Origin of the sequence: Prolixibacter denitrificans, assembly GCF_003014495.1 — a bacterium.
GTDB lineage: Bacteria > Bacteroidota > Bacteroidia > Bacteroidales > Prolixibacteraceae > Prolixibacter > Prolixibacter denitrificans.
This window is the reverse complement of sequence record NZ_PYGC01000010.1, coordinates 102394-119797: the sequence shown is the minus strand read 5'-3', so window position 1 is coordinate 119797 and position 17404 is coordinate 102394. Positions and strand designations below refer to the sequence as shown.

The 17404-nt window shown below is 45.7% G+C and carries 15 protein-coding genes; 4 read left to right on the top strand and 11 right to left on the bottom strand.

The window, feature by feature from the left end:
- The first annotated feature begins 165 nt into the window (after nt 1-165).
- Both CLV93_RS16450 and CLV93_RS16445 read left to right on the top strand, forming a co-directional pair.
- Nucleotides 166-3411 (top strand): SusC/RagA family TonB-linked outer membrane protein, encoded by a 3246-nt coding sequence (locus CLV93_RS16450; protein WP_106543308.1) that lies wholly within the window; start codon nt 166-168, stop codon nt 3409-3411.
- Nucleotides 3412-3439: 28 nt separating this feature from the next.
- Complete coding sequence (locus tag CLV93_RS16445; RefSeq protein WP_106543307.1) at nt 3440-5161, top strand: RagB/SusD family nutrient uptake outer membrane protein; 1722 nt, start codon at nt 3440-3442, stop codon at nt 5159-5161.
- A 134-nt stretch (nt 5162-5295) separates the two neighbouring features.
- Here CLV93_RS16445 and CLV93_RS16440 read toward each other — a convergent pair whose 3' ends face one another.
- Entirely contained in the window at nt 5296-6054 is a 759-nt protein-coding gene (locus CLV93_RS16440; protein WP_170108979.1) for an outer membrane beta-barrel protein, read from the bottom strand.
- A gap of 400 nt (nt 6055-6454) precedes the next feature.
- On the opposite strand from CLV93_RS16440, the gene CLV93_RS16435 reads away from it, so the two are divergent.
- Nucleotides 6455-7687 carry a nucleoside recognition domain-containing protein gene (locus CLV93_RS16435; RefSeq protein WP_106543305.1) on the top strand — a complete coding sequence of 411 codons (1233 nt, stop codon included), beginning with the start codon at nt 6455-6457 and terminating at the stop codon, nt 7685-7687.
- 65 nt (nt 7688-7752) lie between these two features.
- On the opposite strand, the gene kdsA is transcribed toward CLV93_RS16435, so the two are convergent.
- The 4 genes from kdsA to CLV93_RS16415 form a co-directional block, all read right to left on the bottom strand.
- Entirely contained in the window at nt 7753-8577 is an 825-nt protein-coding gene (kdsA, locus tag CLV93_RS16430; protein WP_106543304.1) for a 3-deoxy-8-phosphooctulonate synthase, read from the bottom strand.
- Between the two features lie 147 nt (nt 8578-8724).
- Nucleotides 8725-10005: a replication-associated recombination protein A gene (locus tag CLV93_RS16425; protein ID WP_106543303.1), complete on the bottom strand. Its 1281-nt coding sequence runs from the start codon at nt 10003-10005 to the stop codon at nt 8725-8727.
- Nucleotides 10002-10235 carry a hypothetical protein gene (locus CLV93_RS16420; protein WP_106543302.1) on the bottom strand — a complete coding sequence of 78 codons (234 nt, stop codon included), beginning with the start codon at nt 10233-10235 and terminating at the stop codon, nt 10002-10004. Before CLV93_RS16420 ends, CLV93_RS16425 begins: the two co-directional genes overlap by 4 nt.
- A gap of 3 nt (nt 10236-10238) precedes the next feature.
- Complete coding sequence (locus tag CLV93_RS16415; RefSeq protein WP_146142046.1) at nt 10239-12245, bottom strand: tetratricopeptide repeat protein; 2007 nt, start codon at nt 12243-12245, stop codon at nt 10239-10241.
- Between the two features lie 99 nt (nt 12246-12344).
- On the opposite strand from CLV93_RS16415, the gene CLV93_RS16410 reads away from it, so the two are divergent.
- Nucleotides 12345-12911 (top strand): DNA-3-methyladenine glycosylase I, encoded by a 567-nt coding sequence (locus tag CLV93_RS16410; RefSeq protein ID WP_343262001.1) that lies wholly within the window; start codon nt 12345-12347, stop codon nt 12909-12911.
- A 5-nt stretch (nt 12912-12916) separates the two neighbouring features.
- Here the strand turns inward: CLV93_RS16410 and CLV93_RS16405 are convergent, their stop codons facing one another.
- The 6 genes from CLV93_RS16405 to CLV93_RS16380 all read right to left on the bottom strand — a co-directional run bounded on the left by CLV93_RS16405 (nt 12917) and on the right by CLV93_RS16380 (nt 17399).
- On the bottom strand, nt 12917-13471 hold the full coding sequence (locus CLV93_RS16405; protein ID WP_146142045.1) for a hypothetical protein: 555 nt from the start codon (nt 13469-13471) through the stop codon (nt 12917-12919).
- A gap of 140 nt (nt 13472-13611) precedes the next feature.
- Nucleotides 13612-14376, bottom strand: a complete 765-nt coding sequence (locus tag CLV93_RS16400) for a tetratricopeptide repeat protein (protein ID WP_106543299.1) — start codon at nt 14374-14376, stop codon at nt 13612-13614.
- Nucleotides 14346-15446 carry a glycosyltransferase family 2 protein gene (locus CLV93_RS16395; RefSeq protein WP_106543298.1) on the bottom strand — a complete coding sequence of 367 codons (1101 nt, stop codon included), beginning with the start codon at nt 15444-15446 and terminating at the stop codon, nt 14346-14348. Before CLV93_RS16395 ends, CLV93_RS16400 begins: the two co-directional genes overlap by 31 nt.
- Before the next feature lie 2 nt (nt 15447-15448).
- Nucleotides 15449-16066: a 1-acyl-sn-glycerol-3-phosphate acyltransferase gene (locus tag CLV93_RS16390; RefSeq protein WP_106543297.1), complete on the bottom strand. Its 618-nt coding sequence runs from the start codon at nt 16064-16066 to the stop codon at nt 15449-15451.
- Between the two features lie 2 nt (nt 16067-16068).
- Nucleotides 16069-16743 (bottom strand): fatty acid desaturase, encoded by a 675-nt coding sequence (locus tag CLV93_RS16385; protein ID WP_106543296.1) that lies wholly within the window; start codon nt 16741-16743, stop codon nt 16069-16071.
- A 2-nt stretch (nt 16744-16745) separates the two neighbouring features.
- Entirely contained in the window at nt 16746-17399 is a 654-nt protein-coding gene (locus tag CLV93_RS16380; protein WP_106543295.1) for a carotenoid biosynthesis protein, read from the bottom strand.
- Nucleotides 17400-17404 lie beyond the last annotated feature (5 nt).

The following is a 17404-nucleotide window of genomic DNA, read 5'->3' as shown; positions in this document are numbered from 1 at the left end:
TCGCATGCATTGAAACTAACTGTAACTTACCCTGATCCGTTTCGGGATCGTTTCTTCATTTTAAAATTTGAAACTAACTAGTAGTTGGATGGCTTTTGCTGTTCAACGCAACTAACAGATACACGCAACAAGTATCCATTTTTTACTAATCTAAATCTATTATCTATGAAAAAATGTAATCTGAGTTCTGTTCCGGATGGAAATTGGACAAGGAAGCTCCTGACCATGCTCCTTCTGTTTGTTTTTATGGCAGGATCAGCCTTTGCGCAAACAAAGACCTTAAGCGGTACAGTAACCGGTGAGGACGGAGTACCTATTCCGGGTGTAACCGTCATGGTGAAAGGTACATCTGTTGGTACAGTTACCGACCTTAATGGTGAGTATACCCTGACTGGTGTTCCTGCGGATGCTGAAACATTAGTGGTTTCCTACATTGGTATGAAAACGCAGGAAATCGAGATAGGGGATCAGACTAATATTAGTGCCACTTTGGCTCCTGATGTTGTGGGAGTAGATGAAGTGGTGGTTGTCGGTTATGGTACCCAACAGAAAAAATCATTGACTGGTTCCGTGGCTAGTGTTTCGGCGGATGAGCTTCGTGCTGTTCCTGCTGCGAACGCTGCTTCCCGTCTGCAAGGACGTGTTGCCGGTGTAACCATTACCAACGACAACTCTCCTGGTGGTGACGCTACCGTTCGTATCCGTGGTTATGGTACCATTAATAATAACAACCCGTTGTTCGTGATTGACGGAGTACCGACAACCGGTGGATTGAGCCGTATTAACCCGAACGATATTGAGTCGATGACCGTGTTGAAAGACGCTTCTTCGGCTGCTATTTACGGGGTGCGTGCTGCAAACGGCGTTGTTATTATCACTACTAAACGTGGTAAAGCAGGTAAACCGAAAGTAAGCTTCGACGCCCGTTATGGTGTTCAGCGTACGACCAATAAACTGGACCTGTTGAACACACAGGAATACGGAGATTTGGTTTGGCAGGTAGCTGCCAACGATAGTTATCTGACCGGTGCTACCGTTGTACCGAACCATCCGCAGTACGGAACCGGAGCTTCTCCACAGATTCCGGACTACATCATTCCGACTTTTGCATTTGAAGGTGATCCCATGACTGATCCTTCTACCTACAACAATGATGATACTGCAGGACCACTCAACCTGATTACCCGGGCGAATAAACAAGGTACCGACTGGTATGACGAAATTTTCAACCCGGCTCCTATTCAGGAATATAACGTGGGCATCTCCGGTGGAACCGAAAAAGGTACCTATGCAGTTAGTATGGGATACCTGAACCAGGAAGGTGTTGTGATACATACCGGTTTTGAACGTTTCTCCATGCGTTCGAATATGGACGCTCAGCTGACCGATTGGTTGAAGATGGGGCAGAGCCTTGGAGTTACCTACACCAAACGTCAGGGGTCGTACGGAACCAATAACGATGAAGGTAACGCCGTGTCGCAGGCTTATCGTATGCAGCCGATCGTTCCGGTTTATGACATTATGGGCAATTTTGCCGGTACCAAAGCAAACGGAACCGGTAACGGAGCCAACCCGGTAGCGAATCTGACCCGTGACAAGGATGACTGGGGAACCGATTTACGTGTTCTGGCCAATGGCTATATGGAAATTAAGCCGATGAAGGATTTGACTTTCAAGACGCTGTTTGGAGTCGATTTGAACAATGGCCGTAGTAAGGATTATACCATTCGTAACATCGAATTCGCTGAAGCGATTGCTACCAACAGTTTGTCAGAATATCATGGTTACACATTACAGTGGAACTGGGCTAACACATTGAACTACAATAAGACCATTAATAATACGCATTACATTAATGTATTGTTGGGTTCCGAAGCTGTTTCCAATAAATATGAAACGTTCACTGCAGGTCGCAGTAAGTTTTTCTCAGACGACATTGATTACCGTTATCTGAATGCCGGTGAGATTAACCAGGTGAATACCGGTTATGCTACTGACTGGAAAACGTTCTCTTATTTTGGGCGTTTGAACTATGACTACATGCACAAATACCTGCTGGAAGCCGTTGTTCGCCGTGATGCATCTTCCCGTTTCGGTGCCGCTAACCGTTGGGGTACTTTCCCGGCCTTCTCAGTCGGATGGCGTATTTCGGAAGAAAGTTTTATGGGCGACGTTCCATGGTTGGACGACCTGAAACTACGTGCCGGTTGGGGACAAAACGGTAACGACCAGATTGGTAACTACGATACTTATGCCACTTATAGTGCTACCAGTTGGATGTCCTTCTATTCCATTTCCGGAGACAATACATCTTCAGCAGCTGGTTTTAACAATACCTCGCTGGCGAACCCGGATGTGAAATGGGAAACTACGACAACTACCGACATCGGTTTGGATATGACCATTCTGGATAACCGGTTGGAGCTTAATTTTGACTGGTATAACAAGAAAACCAGTGATATGCTCTATGGGGTTCAGTTACCGGCAACCTATGGTAATGCCTCCCGTCCTGCAGTGAACATTGGCGATATGAAGAACACAGGATATGATATCATGCTGACGTACCATGGAAAAGTGGGTAAGGATTTCATCTATAACGTACGGGCGAATGCATCTCACTACAAGAATGAGGTGGTTAAGTTGAATGACAATGCCGATGAGGTACTTTGGGGAGCAACGCTTCGTCAGCGTACGTATACCCGTTCAGAAGCCGGACAGCCGATATCTTCTTTCTATGGTTATGAAGTTGTTGGATTTTTCAATAGCTGGGATGAAGCGAATTCCTGGCCAACCTTCGGCGATTACAACAAACCCGGTCGCTTCAAGTACAAAGATCTAAATGGCGACGGTGTTATTGACCCGGATAATGACCGTACTTACATTGGTAGTCCCCACCCGGATTTGACTTATGGTTTGAACATCGACATGACCTATAAGAACTTTGATATGACCATGTTCTTCCAGGGTTCGTATGGAAATGATCTGATTAACTACGTCAACCGCTGGATTGACTTTAACAACTTTGCCGGTAACCGTAGTAAAAAGCGTTTGTATGAGTCATGGACTGCTGACCGTTATGCCAATGGCGATAAAATTTCGTTGCCGATTGCTGAATCGAACGACGAAACCAGCCAGGATCCGAATAGTTTCTTTGTTGAGGATGGTTCTTATCTCCGGATGAAGGATTTCCAGTTGGGGTATACCCTGCCTGCACGTCTGTCTAACCGTTGGGGAATCGATCGCTTGCGTGTTTATTTCCAGGCTACCAATCTGTTTACGGTTACCAAATACAGTGGACTGGATCCGGAAATCCGTGACACTTCTGATCAAGCCGATCAACGTCTCGGTGTTGACGAAGGTGTTTATCCGACAGCACAAACCTTCATGTTTGGTGTGAATCTGAACTTGTAATTAAAAGGAATTTAAAAAGAAATTGATTATGAAAAAGATAATTTTCCTAACCTTATTGGCTGTTGTCGGAACGTTTTACTCTTGCTCCGACAGCTGGTTTGAATTAAAACCAAAGGGGTCAGCATCGATTTCCCAATTCTACAACGAAAAGGGAATTAACGCTCTGTTAATCGGAGCATATGCGGCACTTGATGGTGAGGGCACCGATGCCGGATGGGCTGGTACCTACGCCTGGGCCGGTTCTGTATCGAACTGGGTGTGGGGCTCAGTTGCTTCCGACGATGCTTACAAAGGCTCAGAGGCGGGTGACCAGTCTACTATCAACCCGATTGAGCGTTTTGAAGTTACTTCAACCAACGGTTATGTATCCGATAAATGGCATGCCCTGTACGATGGAATTGCTCGTTGTAACGAGGTATTGGCAGCAATAGCCGAAACCCCGGATGATGTGGTATCAGCTGACAAAAAAGCGTGGTTTGCAGGTCAGGCCCGTTTCCTGCGTGCACATTTCTATTTTGATATGACCCGTACTTACAAGCAAGTGCCTTATATCGATGAGAACACTGAAGCACCGGAATCAGTACCGAATGACCATATGTTATGGCCGGAAATTGAAGCAGACTTCCAGTTTGCCGTGCAAAATCTGAACGAATCTGAGGCTAATGTAGGTTTTGCCACTAAGTGGGCTGCCGAAACGGCGTTGGCACGTGTATATATGTTCGAGGAGAAGTATAGCGAAGCAAAACCTTTGCTGGATGATGTGATTAATAATGGTCCGTTTGTATTGATGGATGATTTCCAGCAAAACTACCTGATTGCCTATAACAATAATGCGGAATCTATTTTTGAGGTGCAGTATTCAGTGAATGATGGTGCTCCGGAATCCTTCAACGGAGGTTATGGTGACGCGTTGAACTTCCCTTATGCACCTGCTATTGGTGTATGTTGTGGATTCCACCAGCCTTCACAGAACCTGGTGAATGCATACAAGGTGGATGCCAATGGTCTTCCATTGTTCAACACCTTTAACGATTCGGACATTCCTAGTCTGGATGCTTCAGGCGAGAATGTAATAACCGACACCTATACCGATCCGGTTGACCCACGTTTGGATTTCACCGTAGGACGTCCTGGTATTCCATATCTTGACTGGGGTATTCAGGGAAATAAAACCTGGGTACGTGACCTGGGTAACGGTGGTCCTTACCTGTACAAGAAGAATATGTTCCTGAAATCAGAAAGAGGAACGTTGTCAACTACTTCCGGTTGGGCAACCGGTGTAAATGCGAACAACTACCGTATGTATCGTCTGGCTCACGTTATTCTGTGGCGTGCTGAAGTAGCTGCTCAGGAAAACGATTTGGGTACAGCGATGGATTTAGTCAACCAGATTCGTAACCGTGCGAAGAATAGTTCTGTCGTTACGTTTGATGATGGTACACCTGCTGCCAACTATGATGTCGAGCCTTATACTTCATTTCCTGACCAGGCGTATGCATTGCGTGCTGTTCAGTGGGAAATGCGCCTCGAGTTTGCCATGGAAGGTATGCGTTTCTTCGATCTGGTACGCTGGGGTATTGCTGCTGACGTAATGAATGCTTACCTGACAGAAGAAGCTACTAAGCGCACTCACCTTACCGGTGCCAGCTTTACGGCTGGAAAGAACGAATACTTCCCGATTCCTCAGCAACAAATCGACCTCTCTGTGGTTGATGGACAAAGTGTATTGCAACAGAATCCGGGTTACTAACAGAACGAAGAATACATGAAATATAAAAGGGGTGGTTTAACCACCCCTTTTTATTTGCTTAGGATTATGATTTCTTACTGTCGAATTCTGAATAGAAAGATTTTTTTATTGAAGAAGTATTGTCGCTGCTGGGATTATTCCAAATAATAAACGAACCCAATGGTGGCATTCAGAGTAGAAAGCGTGTAGTGATTACTCTCCTCGCTAATGACTACTCTGGTGGTGTTTGATCCGGTTCCTTTGTCTACTTCTTTTTCTTCGCGGGAAATTTTGGCGGACGATTGAAAGTAGCTCAGGCCAACCTGCAAATTTGTCCGGGGAGAGACAGCGAAGCGTAAAGCTGTTCCTGCTTTCCACGCAAATGCCAGGTTGTTCCGGTTTGTGGCATGATTAATATAAAACCAGTTATTGTTCGGATTGTCGTAAGTAAGCTGCTGGTCGGGTACCAAATTGACATTTACGCCTCCCAGGGCCTGAAAATCCCAACTGAAGGTGTTGAAATTGATACTGTATCTCGGCCCTACCAAAATACTTCCCCAGAGCCAAGAGTTGGAATTTAGTTTTAGGTAATCCCGCTCAGCTGCGGTGATGTCGTAGTTCTCGTTGAACATGTTTTCCAGCTTGGTGCCAACACCGTCCCGGTTGACAGGATTGTTGCCGAAATTGAGCATTCCGGTGAGCGACAGATTATCCTGGAGTGCGTAATTCGACTCAAGCGTCATGTTGAAGCCTTTTTCAGCATGACCGGCTTTCATATTGTCTGGATTATTGTTTTTGAAGGCATTCACCGGCCAGGCGCCACCCATTGACAACGCAAACGACCAGTTTTCGGATTGCGCTGAAGCATTGACGGTGAATAGCAGAAGCAATGAAAGGACAGATATGTATTTCATATAATTCATTTTTAAGTAAAATCAACCAGATTGCTTAAGCCAAAGTATATTTTTTATTCGTATTAATCAGGCGGAATCCGGAATTTCTTCCCGCCGTTGAACTCTATCTACTTGACGGGAAAAGACGCAATAACGTTTCGTTGTCGGTTGTTAAAACTGACAATTTCGTGAAAATGATTTGACAACCAGTGTTTATCTGTGATGAGAAAGACTTATTTTTTTGTATCTACTCTTCGGATATGTCTTTCGCGAAAAGCATTTATCGAAGAATAATTATGAAAGCTACCCGATTCAGGTAAAGATATGCTCCCGGATTTTTTTAAATTTACGCCTGATTCCGCTCCGGCAGTAACAAATTGTTACCTCATCCGGACCCATCCTGAAATATAAAACGCTTTTTATGGCATTGAATTACATTTGGATTTTCTTTTTTCTTACCGCATTTGTTTTCGGTTTGGTCAAGCTCATATTCTTTGGCGATACCTCGGTTTTTACCGATATGGTAGCATCCACTTTTGATATGGCCAAAACCGGATTCCAGATTTCTCTTGGTTTAACCGGCGTTTTAACCTTATGGATGGGAATCATGAGGATAGGTGAAAAAGGGGGCGTGGTGAAGATTTTTTCCCGTCTTATCGGGCCTTTCTTCAATAAGCTGTTTCCCGATTTGGGGAAAGACCATCCGGCTTATGGTTCTATTATGATGAACCTGGCGGCGAATATGCTGGGACTGGACAATGCAGCTACTCCGATGGGATTGCAGGCTATGAAAGAGATGCAGGCAACCAATCCATCGAAGAAGACTGCCTCGAATCCGCAGATCATGTTCCTGGTACTGAATACGTCGGGGTTAACGCTCATTCCCATATCGGTGATGGTGTACCGGGCACAATTGGGAGCGGCCGATCCTGCGGATATTTTTATTCCCATATTGCTGGCCACTTTTTTTTCTACACTGGCCGGTGTTATCAGCGTTTCCATATACCAGCGCATCAAACTCTATGATAAAGTGATTCTGGCTTATCTTGGCGGATTGACACTTTTGATCGTCGGGATGATTGCCTGGATGTCGACTCTGTCGAAAGACCAGGTGACGCTTTACTCGCAGGTGGGGAGCAATGTGATTCTGTTTTCCACCATCATCGCATTCATCACGTTAGGAGTTGTCAGAAAGATTAACGTGTATCAAACCTTCATCGAGGGGGCAAAGGACGGCTTTTCAACAGCGATTAAGATTATTCCATACCTGGTGGCCATTCTGGTTGCTATTGGCGTGTTCCGGGCTTCCGGGGCACTGGATTTTATCACGAGCGGGATTGCCTGGATATTCCATTCGATGGGAATTAACACCGACTTTGTAGATGCATTGCCCACCGCTTTGATGAAACCGTTGAGTGGTAGCGGCGCACGGGGGATGATGGTGGATGCGATGAAAAACTACGGTCCCGATTCATTCGTCGGACGGGTAGCGTCGACCGTGCAGGGGGCGACTGATACTACTTTTTATATCCTGGCTGTCTACTTTGGTTCGGTTGGTATCAAAAATACCAAGTATGCGGTAACCTGCGGATTGATTGCCGATTTTACAGGCATTGTCGCAGCCATCCTGATTTCCTATATGTTCTTCCATTAAAATAAAAAGCAGGAAAGGGGAGTTGCCCACATTCCTGCTAATCTGTTTATTTCCGGGAAATATCTTTATAGCTGATTAACTGCTTGTCTCAGGATGGTGAGCCTTTTCAGCATGTTTTCCAGTTTGTCGAGGTGGAGCATATTGGCTCCGTCCGATTTGGCACTGGCCGGATCGGGATGTGTTTCGATGAAAAGACCGTCCGCGCCCACCGCAATAGCTCCCCGGGCAATCGTTTCAATCAGCTCGGGCTTTCCTCCCGTAACTCCGGATGATTGGTTGGGTTGCTGCAGTGAATGGGTAATGTCCATCACAACCGGGCACTCATTAGTTTCCTTCATTTCCGGTATACCGCGATAGTCCACTACCAAATCCTGGTACCCAAAGGTGCTTCCCCTTTCGGTGATGACCACATTCGGGTTACCGGATTCTCTCACTTTATCTACAGCAAACTTCATTGCTCCGGCCGAAAGAAATTGTCCCTTTTTAATGTTGACGACTTTGCCGGTTTCGGCAGCTGCTACGAGAATATCGGTTTGGCGGCAGAGGAATGCCGGTATTTGCAGCATGTCGACATATTCGGCTGCCATAGCCGCTTCAGGTGCGCTGTGGAAATCGGTAACGGTGGGTACACCGAACGTTTCATTCACTTTACGCAGAATTTTCAGCGCCTTTTCGTCGCCGATGCCGGTGAAGGAATCGAGGCGCGACCGATTGGCTTTCCGGTAGGAGCCTTTGAAAATATAAGGGATTTTCAAATCGCCGGTGATGCGAACAATGCGTTCGGCAATTTTCAGCGCCATCGTTTCGTCTTCAATAGCGCAGGGACCGGCCAGAAGAAAGAAATTGTCGCTCTCTTTATGCCGGATATGGTCAATTCCGTTAAAAATCATGGTAATGTACTTGTTCTTTGCTTTTCAAACTATCCCGTTATCAAACATTTGTATGCCGAAAACGAGACTGCAATGGTAGTGAAAAACCATTGAATTTTGATTGAATTCTGCTTGTTTTCGTGTCCGGAAGTGGTTCCTGCAAGCTGATTATTTGGTGAAACGTTGTTTCCACCATTGTTTCAGTCGTTCCAGAATTTTCTGCTCTGCCGGGTTGTTTTGCGGATGATAGAACCGCTTCGAGCGAAGTTTCTCCGGAAGGAAATCCTGTTCAGCGAAATTTCCATCGTACGAGTGGGCGTATTTATAACCTTTCTGGTAGCCTAATTCTTTCATTAGTTTGGTCGGGGCGTTGCGCAGATGCAGCGGCACCGGTTGATGACCGGAATTCCGAACCTCTGCCAGGGCACTGTCGATGGCTTCGTAAGCAGAATTGCTTTTAGGCGAAGTGGCCAGGTAAATCGTACATTCCGAAAGGATGATCCGGGCTTCGGGCATGCCTACTTTGTGGACGGCATCGAAAGTGCTTTGGCTCAAAAGTAGTGCATTGGGATTGGCTAACCCAACATCTTCGGATGCCAGAATAACGAGACGCCGGGCAATGAATTTGATATCTTCTCCGCCATCGAGCATGCGGGCGAGGTAGTAAACCGCTGCATCGGGATCGCTGCCACGAACCGACTTGATGAATGCCGAAATTACATCATAGTGCATTTCGCCTTTCTTGTCGTACATCGACAGGTTTTCCTGCAGCCGGTTGGTGACTTTTTCGTTGTTTAAAACAATTTCGTCACCTTCCTCGGAGTTGAGAACGACCTCGAGAATATTCAGCAATTTGCGGGCATCGCCACCGGAATACCGGAACAACGACTCGTGTTCGTCTACTGTTATTTTCTTTTTCGAAAGCTCGGTATCTTCTGTCAACGCGCGATTGAGGAGCGTCATCAGGTCTTCCGCTTCCAGCGATTTTAAGACATATACCTGGCAGCGACTGAGCAGGGGAGAGATGACTTCGAACGAAGGATTCTCCGTTGTTGCACCAATTAGCGTTACGATTCCCTGCTCAACAGCGCCGAGTAATGAATCCTGCTGAGCTTTGCTGAATCGGTGAATCTCATCGATAAAGAGAATTGGGTTGGGTGATGAAAAGAATTGCTGTTTTTGCGCTTTGTCAATCACCTCCCGCACATCCTTTACGCCGGAATTAATAGCGCTCAAGACATAAAAAGGCCTGTGCAAGGTGTTAGCGATGATTTTAGCGAGCGTGGTTTTCCCCACGCCGGGGGGGCCCCATAAAATGATCGAGGAGATATTTCCTGATTCAATCATTTTGCGCAGGACGGCATTCTCACCGACGAGATGTTTCTGCCCGATATAATCATGCAGGTTCTTCGGGCGCAGACGTTCAGCAAGAGGCTGGTTGCTGCTCATAATTCTCCTTTTCTTTTTCGGTATTCCCGGTAGTATTTGTTCGAACGCAGGATAAATGGTGTCAACGGAAAGAGTAGTACGACCAGCAGGACGTTACTCCGACCGGTTGCCAGCAGAAAAACCTCAAGCGCTATGATGAGTCCAACTGCGGCCCAGATAAGTGCGCGCAGTTGATTGATTTTACGCTTTAATTCATCATCTGAAAGATTTTTCAACCGATAGTTGTCCATACATCAATTGCAATATTGTTTGATAATGCTGTAGGCTTCGTCAATTCCCAGCTCACCAGCTTTACTCAAATCCAACGCGCCGCCATCGATATCGTTCAGATAAATCCGGGTCAGCCCCCGGTTGAAATAGGCTTCCGCAAAGTCAGGCTCGAGCTTAATGGCTTTCGAATAGTCATCCAGGGCACTGTAATAATCTTTTTTCTTCACTTTGGTATTGGCCATGTTGAACCATGCAAAGATGAATTTTGGATTCATGTAAATCACCGTTTCGTAATCCTTGATGACTTTTTCGTAGTCGAGTATTTGTTCCTGTGTCTTCGGTTTGTTGTTCTGTGAAGCGGCGTTTTTTCCACCTAGATTGATGGTCTCGGGCTCTGGCAACGTATTCAATGATTGAATATAATCGGTCATTTGCATGCGGGCTGTCGCTCTGCCGAAGTAGGCCAGCAGGTTATGCGAATCCTGAGAAATCACCTTGTCATAATTCTGAATTGCCTCGTTGAATTTGTTATCCAAAGCGTAATAAATCGCCCGGTTCAAATAAGCCCTTTCGTCTTTTGGATTGGTTTGAAGAATGGCAGTTTCCAGTGCTATCCGATCGCGGTATTGCTGCATGCGCCAGTCGTTGTCTCTTGCCGGCTTGTTCGTGATAACCAGGAATGGGTCGTTGTGATTCTTTTGGTTCAATGCATCGATGGTCATGCTGTAATACTGCAGCTTGTCGTAATCAACCGAGTCTTTGTGGAACATCGAGATGGAAAAATCCGGCTCCAGTTTGATGATGACATTCCGGTTTTGAACTTTGCCATCGGTTATTTCCGTTTCTTTCACGTCTCCTTCATCATCCACCACGATGAGGCGGCGGCGGCGTTTTCGGGTGTATGGGCCGGTTGCTTTCGATTTATTGCTGGTTGAGTCAGCTGCAGCCAATGTGTTGCCAGCCTGCACAGAAGATTTAGTTGAAGTCGAATCGACTTTGGCGGCCGTATTTTGCTGTTGTGTGCTTCCTGCTTGTGCTGTCTGTTTTCCTTGTTGTTGACTTTTTTTCTGTGAGGATGAAGAACCAGCCGAAGCATAGTATTGCTGTTGTTGACGACGCTGTTCTTCTTCGTATCTTCTTTCTTGTTCGGCAAAACGTGGGTCGAGCTGTTTTGCCATCGCGTAATCTTGTTTTGCTCCGGGCCTTCCCAGTGTTTCCCGGGCGATCCCCCTGTTCAACCAGGCTACCGCGATATTCGGATTCAGCTTAATGGCCATGTCATAGTCGATAATTGCACCTTCAGGGTCACCCAGTTTGTGTTTGACAATTCCGCGGTTGACAAATGCTTGTGCCATTTTAGAATCCAGTCGGATACAGATGTCGTAATCTTTTAATGCACCGGCATAATCTTCCTTTTCAAATTTGGCAATACCGCGCATCAGCCAGGCGCTGGCAAAGTGAGGACGCAAATGAATAGCCTTGTTACAGTCGGCAATGGCACCGTCCAAATCTCCTTTCATTTGCTTGGCCGAACTTCGGTTCAAATAGGCATTGGCCATTGTCGGATCGAGCTCTATCGCCTTGGTGTAATCTGCAATTCCGGAATCGATGCTGTCCATCGATACTTTGGCAATTCCGCGATTGTTGTATATCGCGGCATTGTCATTATCGAGTTGAATTGCTTTATCGTAATCGGCTATGGCTGCTTTCAAATCACCTAGTTCGTGGTTCGCCATACCGCGCTCCATGTAGGCTTCCGGGTAGAATGGTTTGATGGAAATGGCTTTGTCCAAATCTTCCTTGGCTCCACGATAATCTTCGAGGTAATACTTGGCAACAGCACGATAGAAATAGGGCTCGGGAAGGTAAGGCTTCAGTTTAATAACGATGTTGAAATTTTCGATAGCGCCTACGTAGTTGCCAAAATATATTCGACTCTTGCCGACATAAAAATAGTGGTCGGTGTTGAGCTGGGCCATGGCCGGCAACACGCTCATTACAAGAAATAATAGTGAAATCAGTCTTTTCATCGGCAAGAATCCCGGATTATATGATGAACAAAAATAACATTTTATAGGTGTTTCGTACCTGATGGTTTTTTAATTTTACCTTACAACAAAAAACAAGCCATGATGCACCGATGTTCCTGGAGTACCAACGAAGATATTTATATCCGTTACCACGACGAAGAATGGGGCGTTCCGGTCCATGATGATCGGAAACTGTTCGAATTCCTGATTTTGGAAGGAGCCCAAGCCGGGTTGAGCTGGATAACTATTCTGAAACGGCGTGAAGCCTACCGGGATGCTTTCGACCAGTTCGATCCGGAAAAGGTGGCTCGTTATGATGAAGCCAAAATTGAAGACCTGCTGCAACGTTCCGACCTGATTCGCAACCGGCTGAAAATTAATTCTGCCGTTACCAATGCGCAGGCTTTCCTGAAAGTGCAGGAGGAATTTGGGTCGTTCGATAAATACATCTGGAGCTTTGTTGACGGGAAACCGATTCAGAACAAGTGGAAGAAACTGAATGAAATTCCTGCACAAACTCCGCTATCAGTAAAAATCTCGAAGGATTTAAAAAAGCGCGGATTCAAATTCGTCGGGCCTACTATCGTGTATGCACACATGCAGGCTACCGGTATGGTAAATGACCACCTGGTAGATTGTTTCCGGCACCGCGAGGTTGCCAGGTAGCTCCGTCACAGGTACCGTTTTTTCAGGAAGTTGGCACGCGAAAAATCCAGCAGCCGGTAATGCGGGTGGTAAAGCTTTTCGTAAACCTGGCTGTGATGCCCCACGTAATTTTCTTTTTGCAGCTGGTCTTCGAGCGCTTTTTCGTCTTCGGCAAAATTGTTGAGCGCAGGTGTGATTTCCCTGATAATTTCGAGAATATCATTCCACTCTGCTCTCCACTCCGTTATTTCAGGTGGATTCACGGACTGCGCACTTTCCAGGAAAAGCGGAAAAAAGACCTCGATTGGAATAACATCTTCTTTCAGCAGTTTCAGGTTAACTCTGAAAAACTGCTGGCGGTAACCCAGAGGAAGCAAATCGGGAACATCAAACTGTTTCGCTTCTCTGACCTCTCTTTCCAGGTAGTCATACGCACGGTCGACATCTTCTACCAGATGGCCGGGGCCATAACGGTCCTGGAAGAAGTTTTTATATAGATCCGCTAGCCTTGCTTCCGGATGCCAGCGAAGTTCCAGTTTTAATGCGTCAATGATTTTATTTTTCCTGATAGTGCTATCCATTTTCTTATTTTCTTTTCTGTCTTCGGTGCAAAATATGCCAACCATTAAATTAAGAAAATGTTGTGTATTCCCTTAATTTACTAAGGTTTTTTATTGTTTTTTCAAGTTTTATGACGGTTGCTTTCTGTTGAAAACTGTCATTACTTGCTTCGCGGAAGCAACACTTCACTAACCCATTTGAAATCAGGGGCTTCGGTTAGTAGTTCTTTCAATAAATTGTTTGCTTCCTTTTTTCGGTTCTCTTCCAGATATGCGTTGCTCAGCCACGCCCCGACATAATAATAAAACCAGTTTTTTTTCGCATCAGGTTCGGCATTTATCAGTTTCCATGCTTTTTCATAATTCCGGATGGCTGTTTCGCGACTGCCACCAAAAATAGCCGGACGAAAGAAGTAACTGTTTCCCTCTTCAAACCATACACTAGGTTCCTTTGGATCTAGCTTTTTAGCCAGCTCAATGTTTTCCTGACTTTGTGGCCCCAACCAGGGCGCTTTCCATGGTTTTAAACCTATTTGATAACCGATGAGAGCTGCTATTAGGGTATATAATTTTGCCGAATCGGGGTATTGAATAATGGCCTCATCGAGCGTTGCCATTGTCTTTTCGATGCGCTGTTTGGCTTCTTTCTTCTTTTTTTCCGAAAGGAGATATCCAATATAGCCATATTGCGCCTGACAGAGCGTAAATATGAAGTTGAAATCATCCGACTTTGGTTGGCGTTCAAGTTGGGCCATGAGTGACGGCCAGTTGTCCATTTTACTTTGAAGATAGCTGGTTTTTATTTGATGCCGGATGGAATCAAGAGGTGTTTCTTTCGGTTGTTTTTCTTGCGGAAAAGCGTTGGACAGACCGGCAACCAGAAGAAAACACACTGTTAGCCAAAAGGTATTTCCCGATCTTTCCATTTTACGGTTTTTTTGTGTTTCCCCAGAAGGTTCCGGGCGATGATGTTTGTTAAGGCAGCCATTTGTGCCGGATGATAGTAGAGGTTGGTCCAAACTGATTGGCCGCTGTGCAACGAGATGATTATTCTCAAAAGAAGAATTTCACTGATTAATATTAACATCCCTGTTACCGGAAGCATCAGCAGGGCCAACAAAATTCCCGGAATGGTTAGTACCCAGAATAGAAACATAACAGCTGAACTGCCTCCGAAATACTGATGAATGTTCCTCGAGAACCCCTCCACAGCTTCCCGGTAGGTGGAGTACATTCGACAGGAAACGTCACCGAAGTTTGCCAGCACTTCTGTTCGATAACCTGTTTTCTTCATTTTTTTCATAATCAGGATGTCCTCTACATTCTCCTCTTTCACCTGCTGATGCCATCTATTTTCGTGGTAGTTGCCTGCTTCGAATAGCATGAACTGACCATTGGCAGCCGCCAAAGAAGGTTTTCTGGAATACCTGACCAACGGCAAAGGCAGGAGACTAATCAATATCCAGTTCATTAACGGAACGGTTGATTTTTCTCCCTTCGAATACATAACCTGCCGGGGAAAGATGGAGAGAAGCGAAAGTTTTGCCTGAATAGCCCTGCTGATTATGGGAGACAGAAAGTCGCGTTGAATAGTGACATCTGCGTCGAGGAAGAGCAGGTAATTTCCGGTTGCCTTTCCGGCCAACTGATGGCAGGCAAAATTCTTTCCCAGCCATCCAGTGGGAAGTTCTTCACTGGTGAACCATCGAAAATTTCCTGTTTGTTGCGTGAATTTGTCCAATATCTCAGGGGTGCTGTCTGTGGAATGGTCGTCGCATATGATGACTTCGTAATCCGGATAAGTCAACTTGCTGAGGGATTTGAGTAAAGCCGGTAAGTTATGTTCTTCGTTTCGGGCCGGAATCAGAATTGATACCGTCGGATTTTCTTCCGGTAGGGAAACCGTGAAATTTGTTGGGCGGGTGAGGAAGTTCACCAAGGCAATGATAAGCCGTAAACACAGGAATACAAACGATATGATGGCAAATGTGTACATCCTTATTGGTTGGTTTGCTGAGCAATGCAGTCACGGTAAAAGTGGTTGAAGTCGTTCTCTATGTCTGGGTAGGAATAACTTCCGGAAAGTCCTTTATCCTGAAAGTAGAGATACAGTCCAGGGCGGCGGTTGGAAAAATAATCGACCATAGCCACGTAGTAAACAATCCGGAAATTAAGATTGCTCCGGTCTGTCAGGAACCTAATCCCTTTCTCGAAAGAAAAAGAGCGGTTATATATTGACTGGATTTTTCCCTGTGGGTAGATGACCACCATATTACCGGAGTCCTGCAGCAATTCGGCGGTGTAATTCATGGTTTCCAGGATGCTGCGGTTGCCTTTGTTGATGGAGTAAGCGCCGGCTTTGTTCAGAAACATCCGCTGTGTAAGCTCTTTTTCCAGCATCATCACATGAAAGCACTTGTTCCAAAACTTTCGGTTGAGGTGATAAGCGATGAATCCGTCCCACCACGAAAAATGGTTGCCGATTAACAGAATCGGTTCATCTGAAACCGGAGGTTGGTTGACGAATGTTACTTTGCTAAAGTCCCATCGGAGGATGAGCGGAACATAAACGTTGAAGAAATTAGTTTGCCAAAAGAGATGTTTCGCTTTTATCATGGTTATTGCTCTTTTGTTTGATAGAGTCGCCACCAGGGAATACGCGGAAATAGATGATGCTCGTGATGGTAGCCGAAGAAATAGCAGGTAAGCATCGCTTTCACATGGTTGCGTTTCTGTGTTCGGGTCCGGTGAATATCCATGTCTGGCGTGTGTGGTTTCCGGTGAGGAACATAAGTTCCATAATAGAAAAGTTGTAGTGTACCCAGAAAAGCCGGGATGACCCAGAAAGCGAAAATCGCCGGTTGAGGGAAGATAATCGCCAACAGATTGAACAGTACTGCCATGATAATTAGCTGGTACCAGGTGACATAATTTTTCATGAAGCCAAACCACCAGAGCCAGAAGTTCTGATGGCGCTCATTGAAATCGGGGTCTTTTTCCGTACCCGGAAATTGATGATGAAGCATGTGCTTGCGCCGTAGTCGTGGAAACCACATGCCGGCAAACAGAAAAGCTGCGAGCCAGCCCAGGAAATTGTTGATTTTCCGGTTAACGGAAACCGTGCCGTGCATGGCGTCGTGAGCTGTGATAAACAGGCCGGTGTACAGGTAGCCCTGAACCAGCATATGAAACCACATCCACGGGTTGGCGATGGATGTCTGGACATAAAGCAGGGAATAGAGAAGGTGTGCAGTCCAGAAAAGGATGATAATGATGGCCAGCAAAATTCCCATGATTACAATAAAATTCCCAGGAAAAGAAAAAATACGAGCTGTATCGCCATTAGTGGCAAGGCCATATGATTTTTTGTTTTCAAGCGAAACAGATGAAACAGATCGAGCATCACGACTGACGTGATGAACCATGCCAGGTAGTTCTGAAACGGAACTTCACCATTACTCCAGTTCCACATCCCGGTTTTAACGGCTGCCGGTTCCAGTATCAAATCGAACACGACCAAAATCACGGCTCCGACAAGCGCTTTCAGCCATAGCGGAAATGAAAACGGTTCTAATATCGTATAAACACAATAGATTTGAATAAGCCATAAAACACCAATAATAATAGGCGTTTCAAAGAGTTTCGGGCCGAGTGTCGTGCCGTATTCATATACTCCAAAAACATGTCCTGTTTTTACGCCCATAACTTCAACGAAGAAACCGATGGCAAAAACCAGGAACGATGCAATATACAATCCCGGAGTCGGATTTTCCTCGAAGAGATAAAGCAAAACAACGGTTGCAACCAGAAAAATGGGGGTGATGGCCTGGAAAAATGGCCTTGAATCAGGGAAAACCAGCCCGATAAGGCCAACGGCGTAAAACAACATCAACACTCTTCGTAGAGTAACTTGTGAAACGTTTTGTAATGATTTTCGAAGGTTTTTCATGGTCG

Bases quoted from the DNA above. Each gene is read 5' to 3' on its own strand.
- CLV93_RS16395 (WP_106543298.1), bottom strand. From the start codon at position 15,446: ATGTACACATTTGCCATCATATCGTTTGTATTCCTGTGTTTACGGCTT.
- CLV93_RS16440 (WP_170108979.1), bottom strand. From the start codon at position 6,054: ATGAAATACATATCTGTCCTTTCATTGCTTCTGCTATTCACCGTCAAT.
- CLV93_RS16435 (WP_106543305.1), top strand. From the start codon at position 6,455: ATGGCATTGAATTACATTTGGATTTTCTTTTTTCTTACCGCATTTGTT.
- kdsA (WP_106543304.1), bottom strand. From the start codon at position 8,577: ATGATTTTTAACGGAATTGACCATATCCGGCATAAAGAGAGCGACAAT.
- CLV93_RS16425 (WP_106543303.1), bottom strand. From the start codon at position 10,005: ATGAGCAGCAACCAGCCTCTTGCTGAACGTCTGCGCCCGAAGAACCTG.
- CLV93_RS16390 (WP_106543297.1), bottom strand. From the start codon at position 16,066: ATGATAAAAGCGAAACATCTCTTTTGGCAAACTAATTTCTTCAACGTT.
- CLV93_RS16415 (WP_146142046.1), bottom strand. From the start codon at position 12,245: ATGAAAAGACTGATTTCACTATTATTTCTTGTAATGAGCGTGTTGCCG.
- CLV93_RS16450 (WP_106543308.1), top strand. From the start codon at position 166: ATGAAAAAATGTAATCTGAGTTCTGTTCCGGATGGAAATTGGACAAGG.
- CLV93_RS16400 (WP_106543299.1), bottom strand. From the start codon at position 14,376: ATGGAAAGATCGGGAAATACCTTTTGGCTAACAGTGTGTTTTCTTCTG.
- CLV93_RS16385 (WP_106543296.1), bottom strand. From the start codon at position 16,743: ATGGGAATTTTGCTGGCCATCATTATCATCCTTTTCTGGACTGCACAC.
- CLV93_RS16380 (WP_106543295.1), bottom strand. From the start codon at position 17,399: ATGAAAAACCTTCGAAAATCATTACAAAACGTTTCACAAGTTACTCTA.
- CLV93_RS16420 (WP_106543302.1), bottom strand. From the start codon at position 10,235: ATGGACAACTATCGGTTGAAAAATCTTTCAGATGATGAATTAAAGCGT.
- CLV93_RS16410 (WP_343262001.1), top strand. From the start codon at position 12,345: ATGATGCACCGATGTTCCTGGAGTACCAACGAAGATATTTATATCCGT.
- CLV93_RS16405 (WP_146142045.1), bottom strand. From the start codon at position 13,471: ATGGATAGCACTATCAGGAAAAATAAAATCATTGACGCATTAAAACTG.
- CLV93_RS16445 (WP_106543307.1), top strand. From the start codon at position 3,440: ATGAAAAAGATAATTTTCCTAACCTTATTGGCTGTTGTCGGAACGTTT.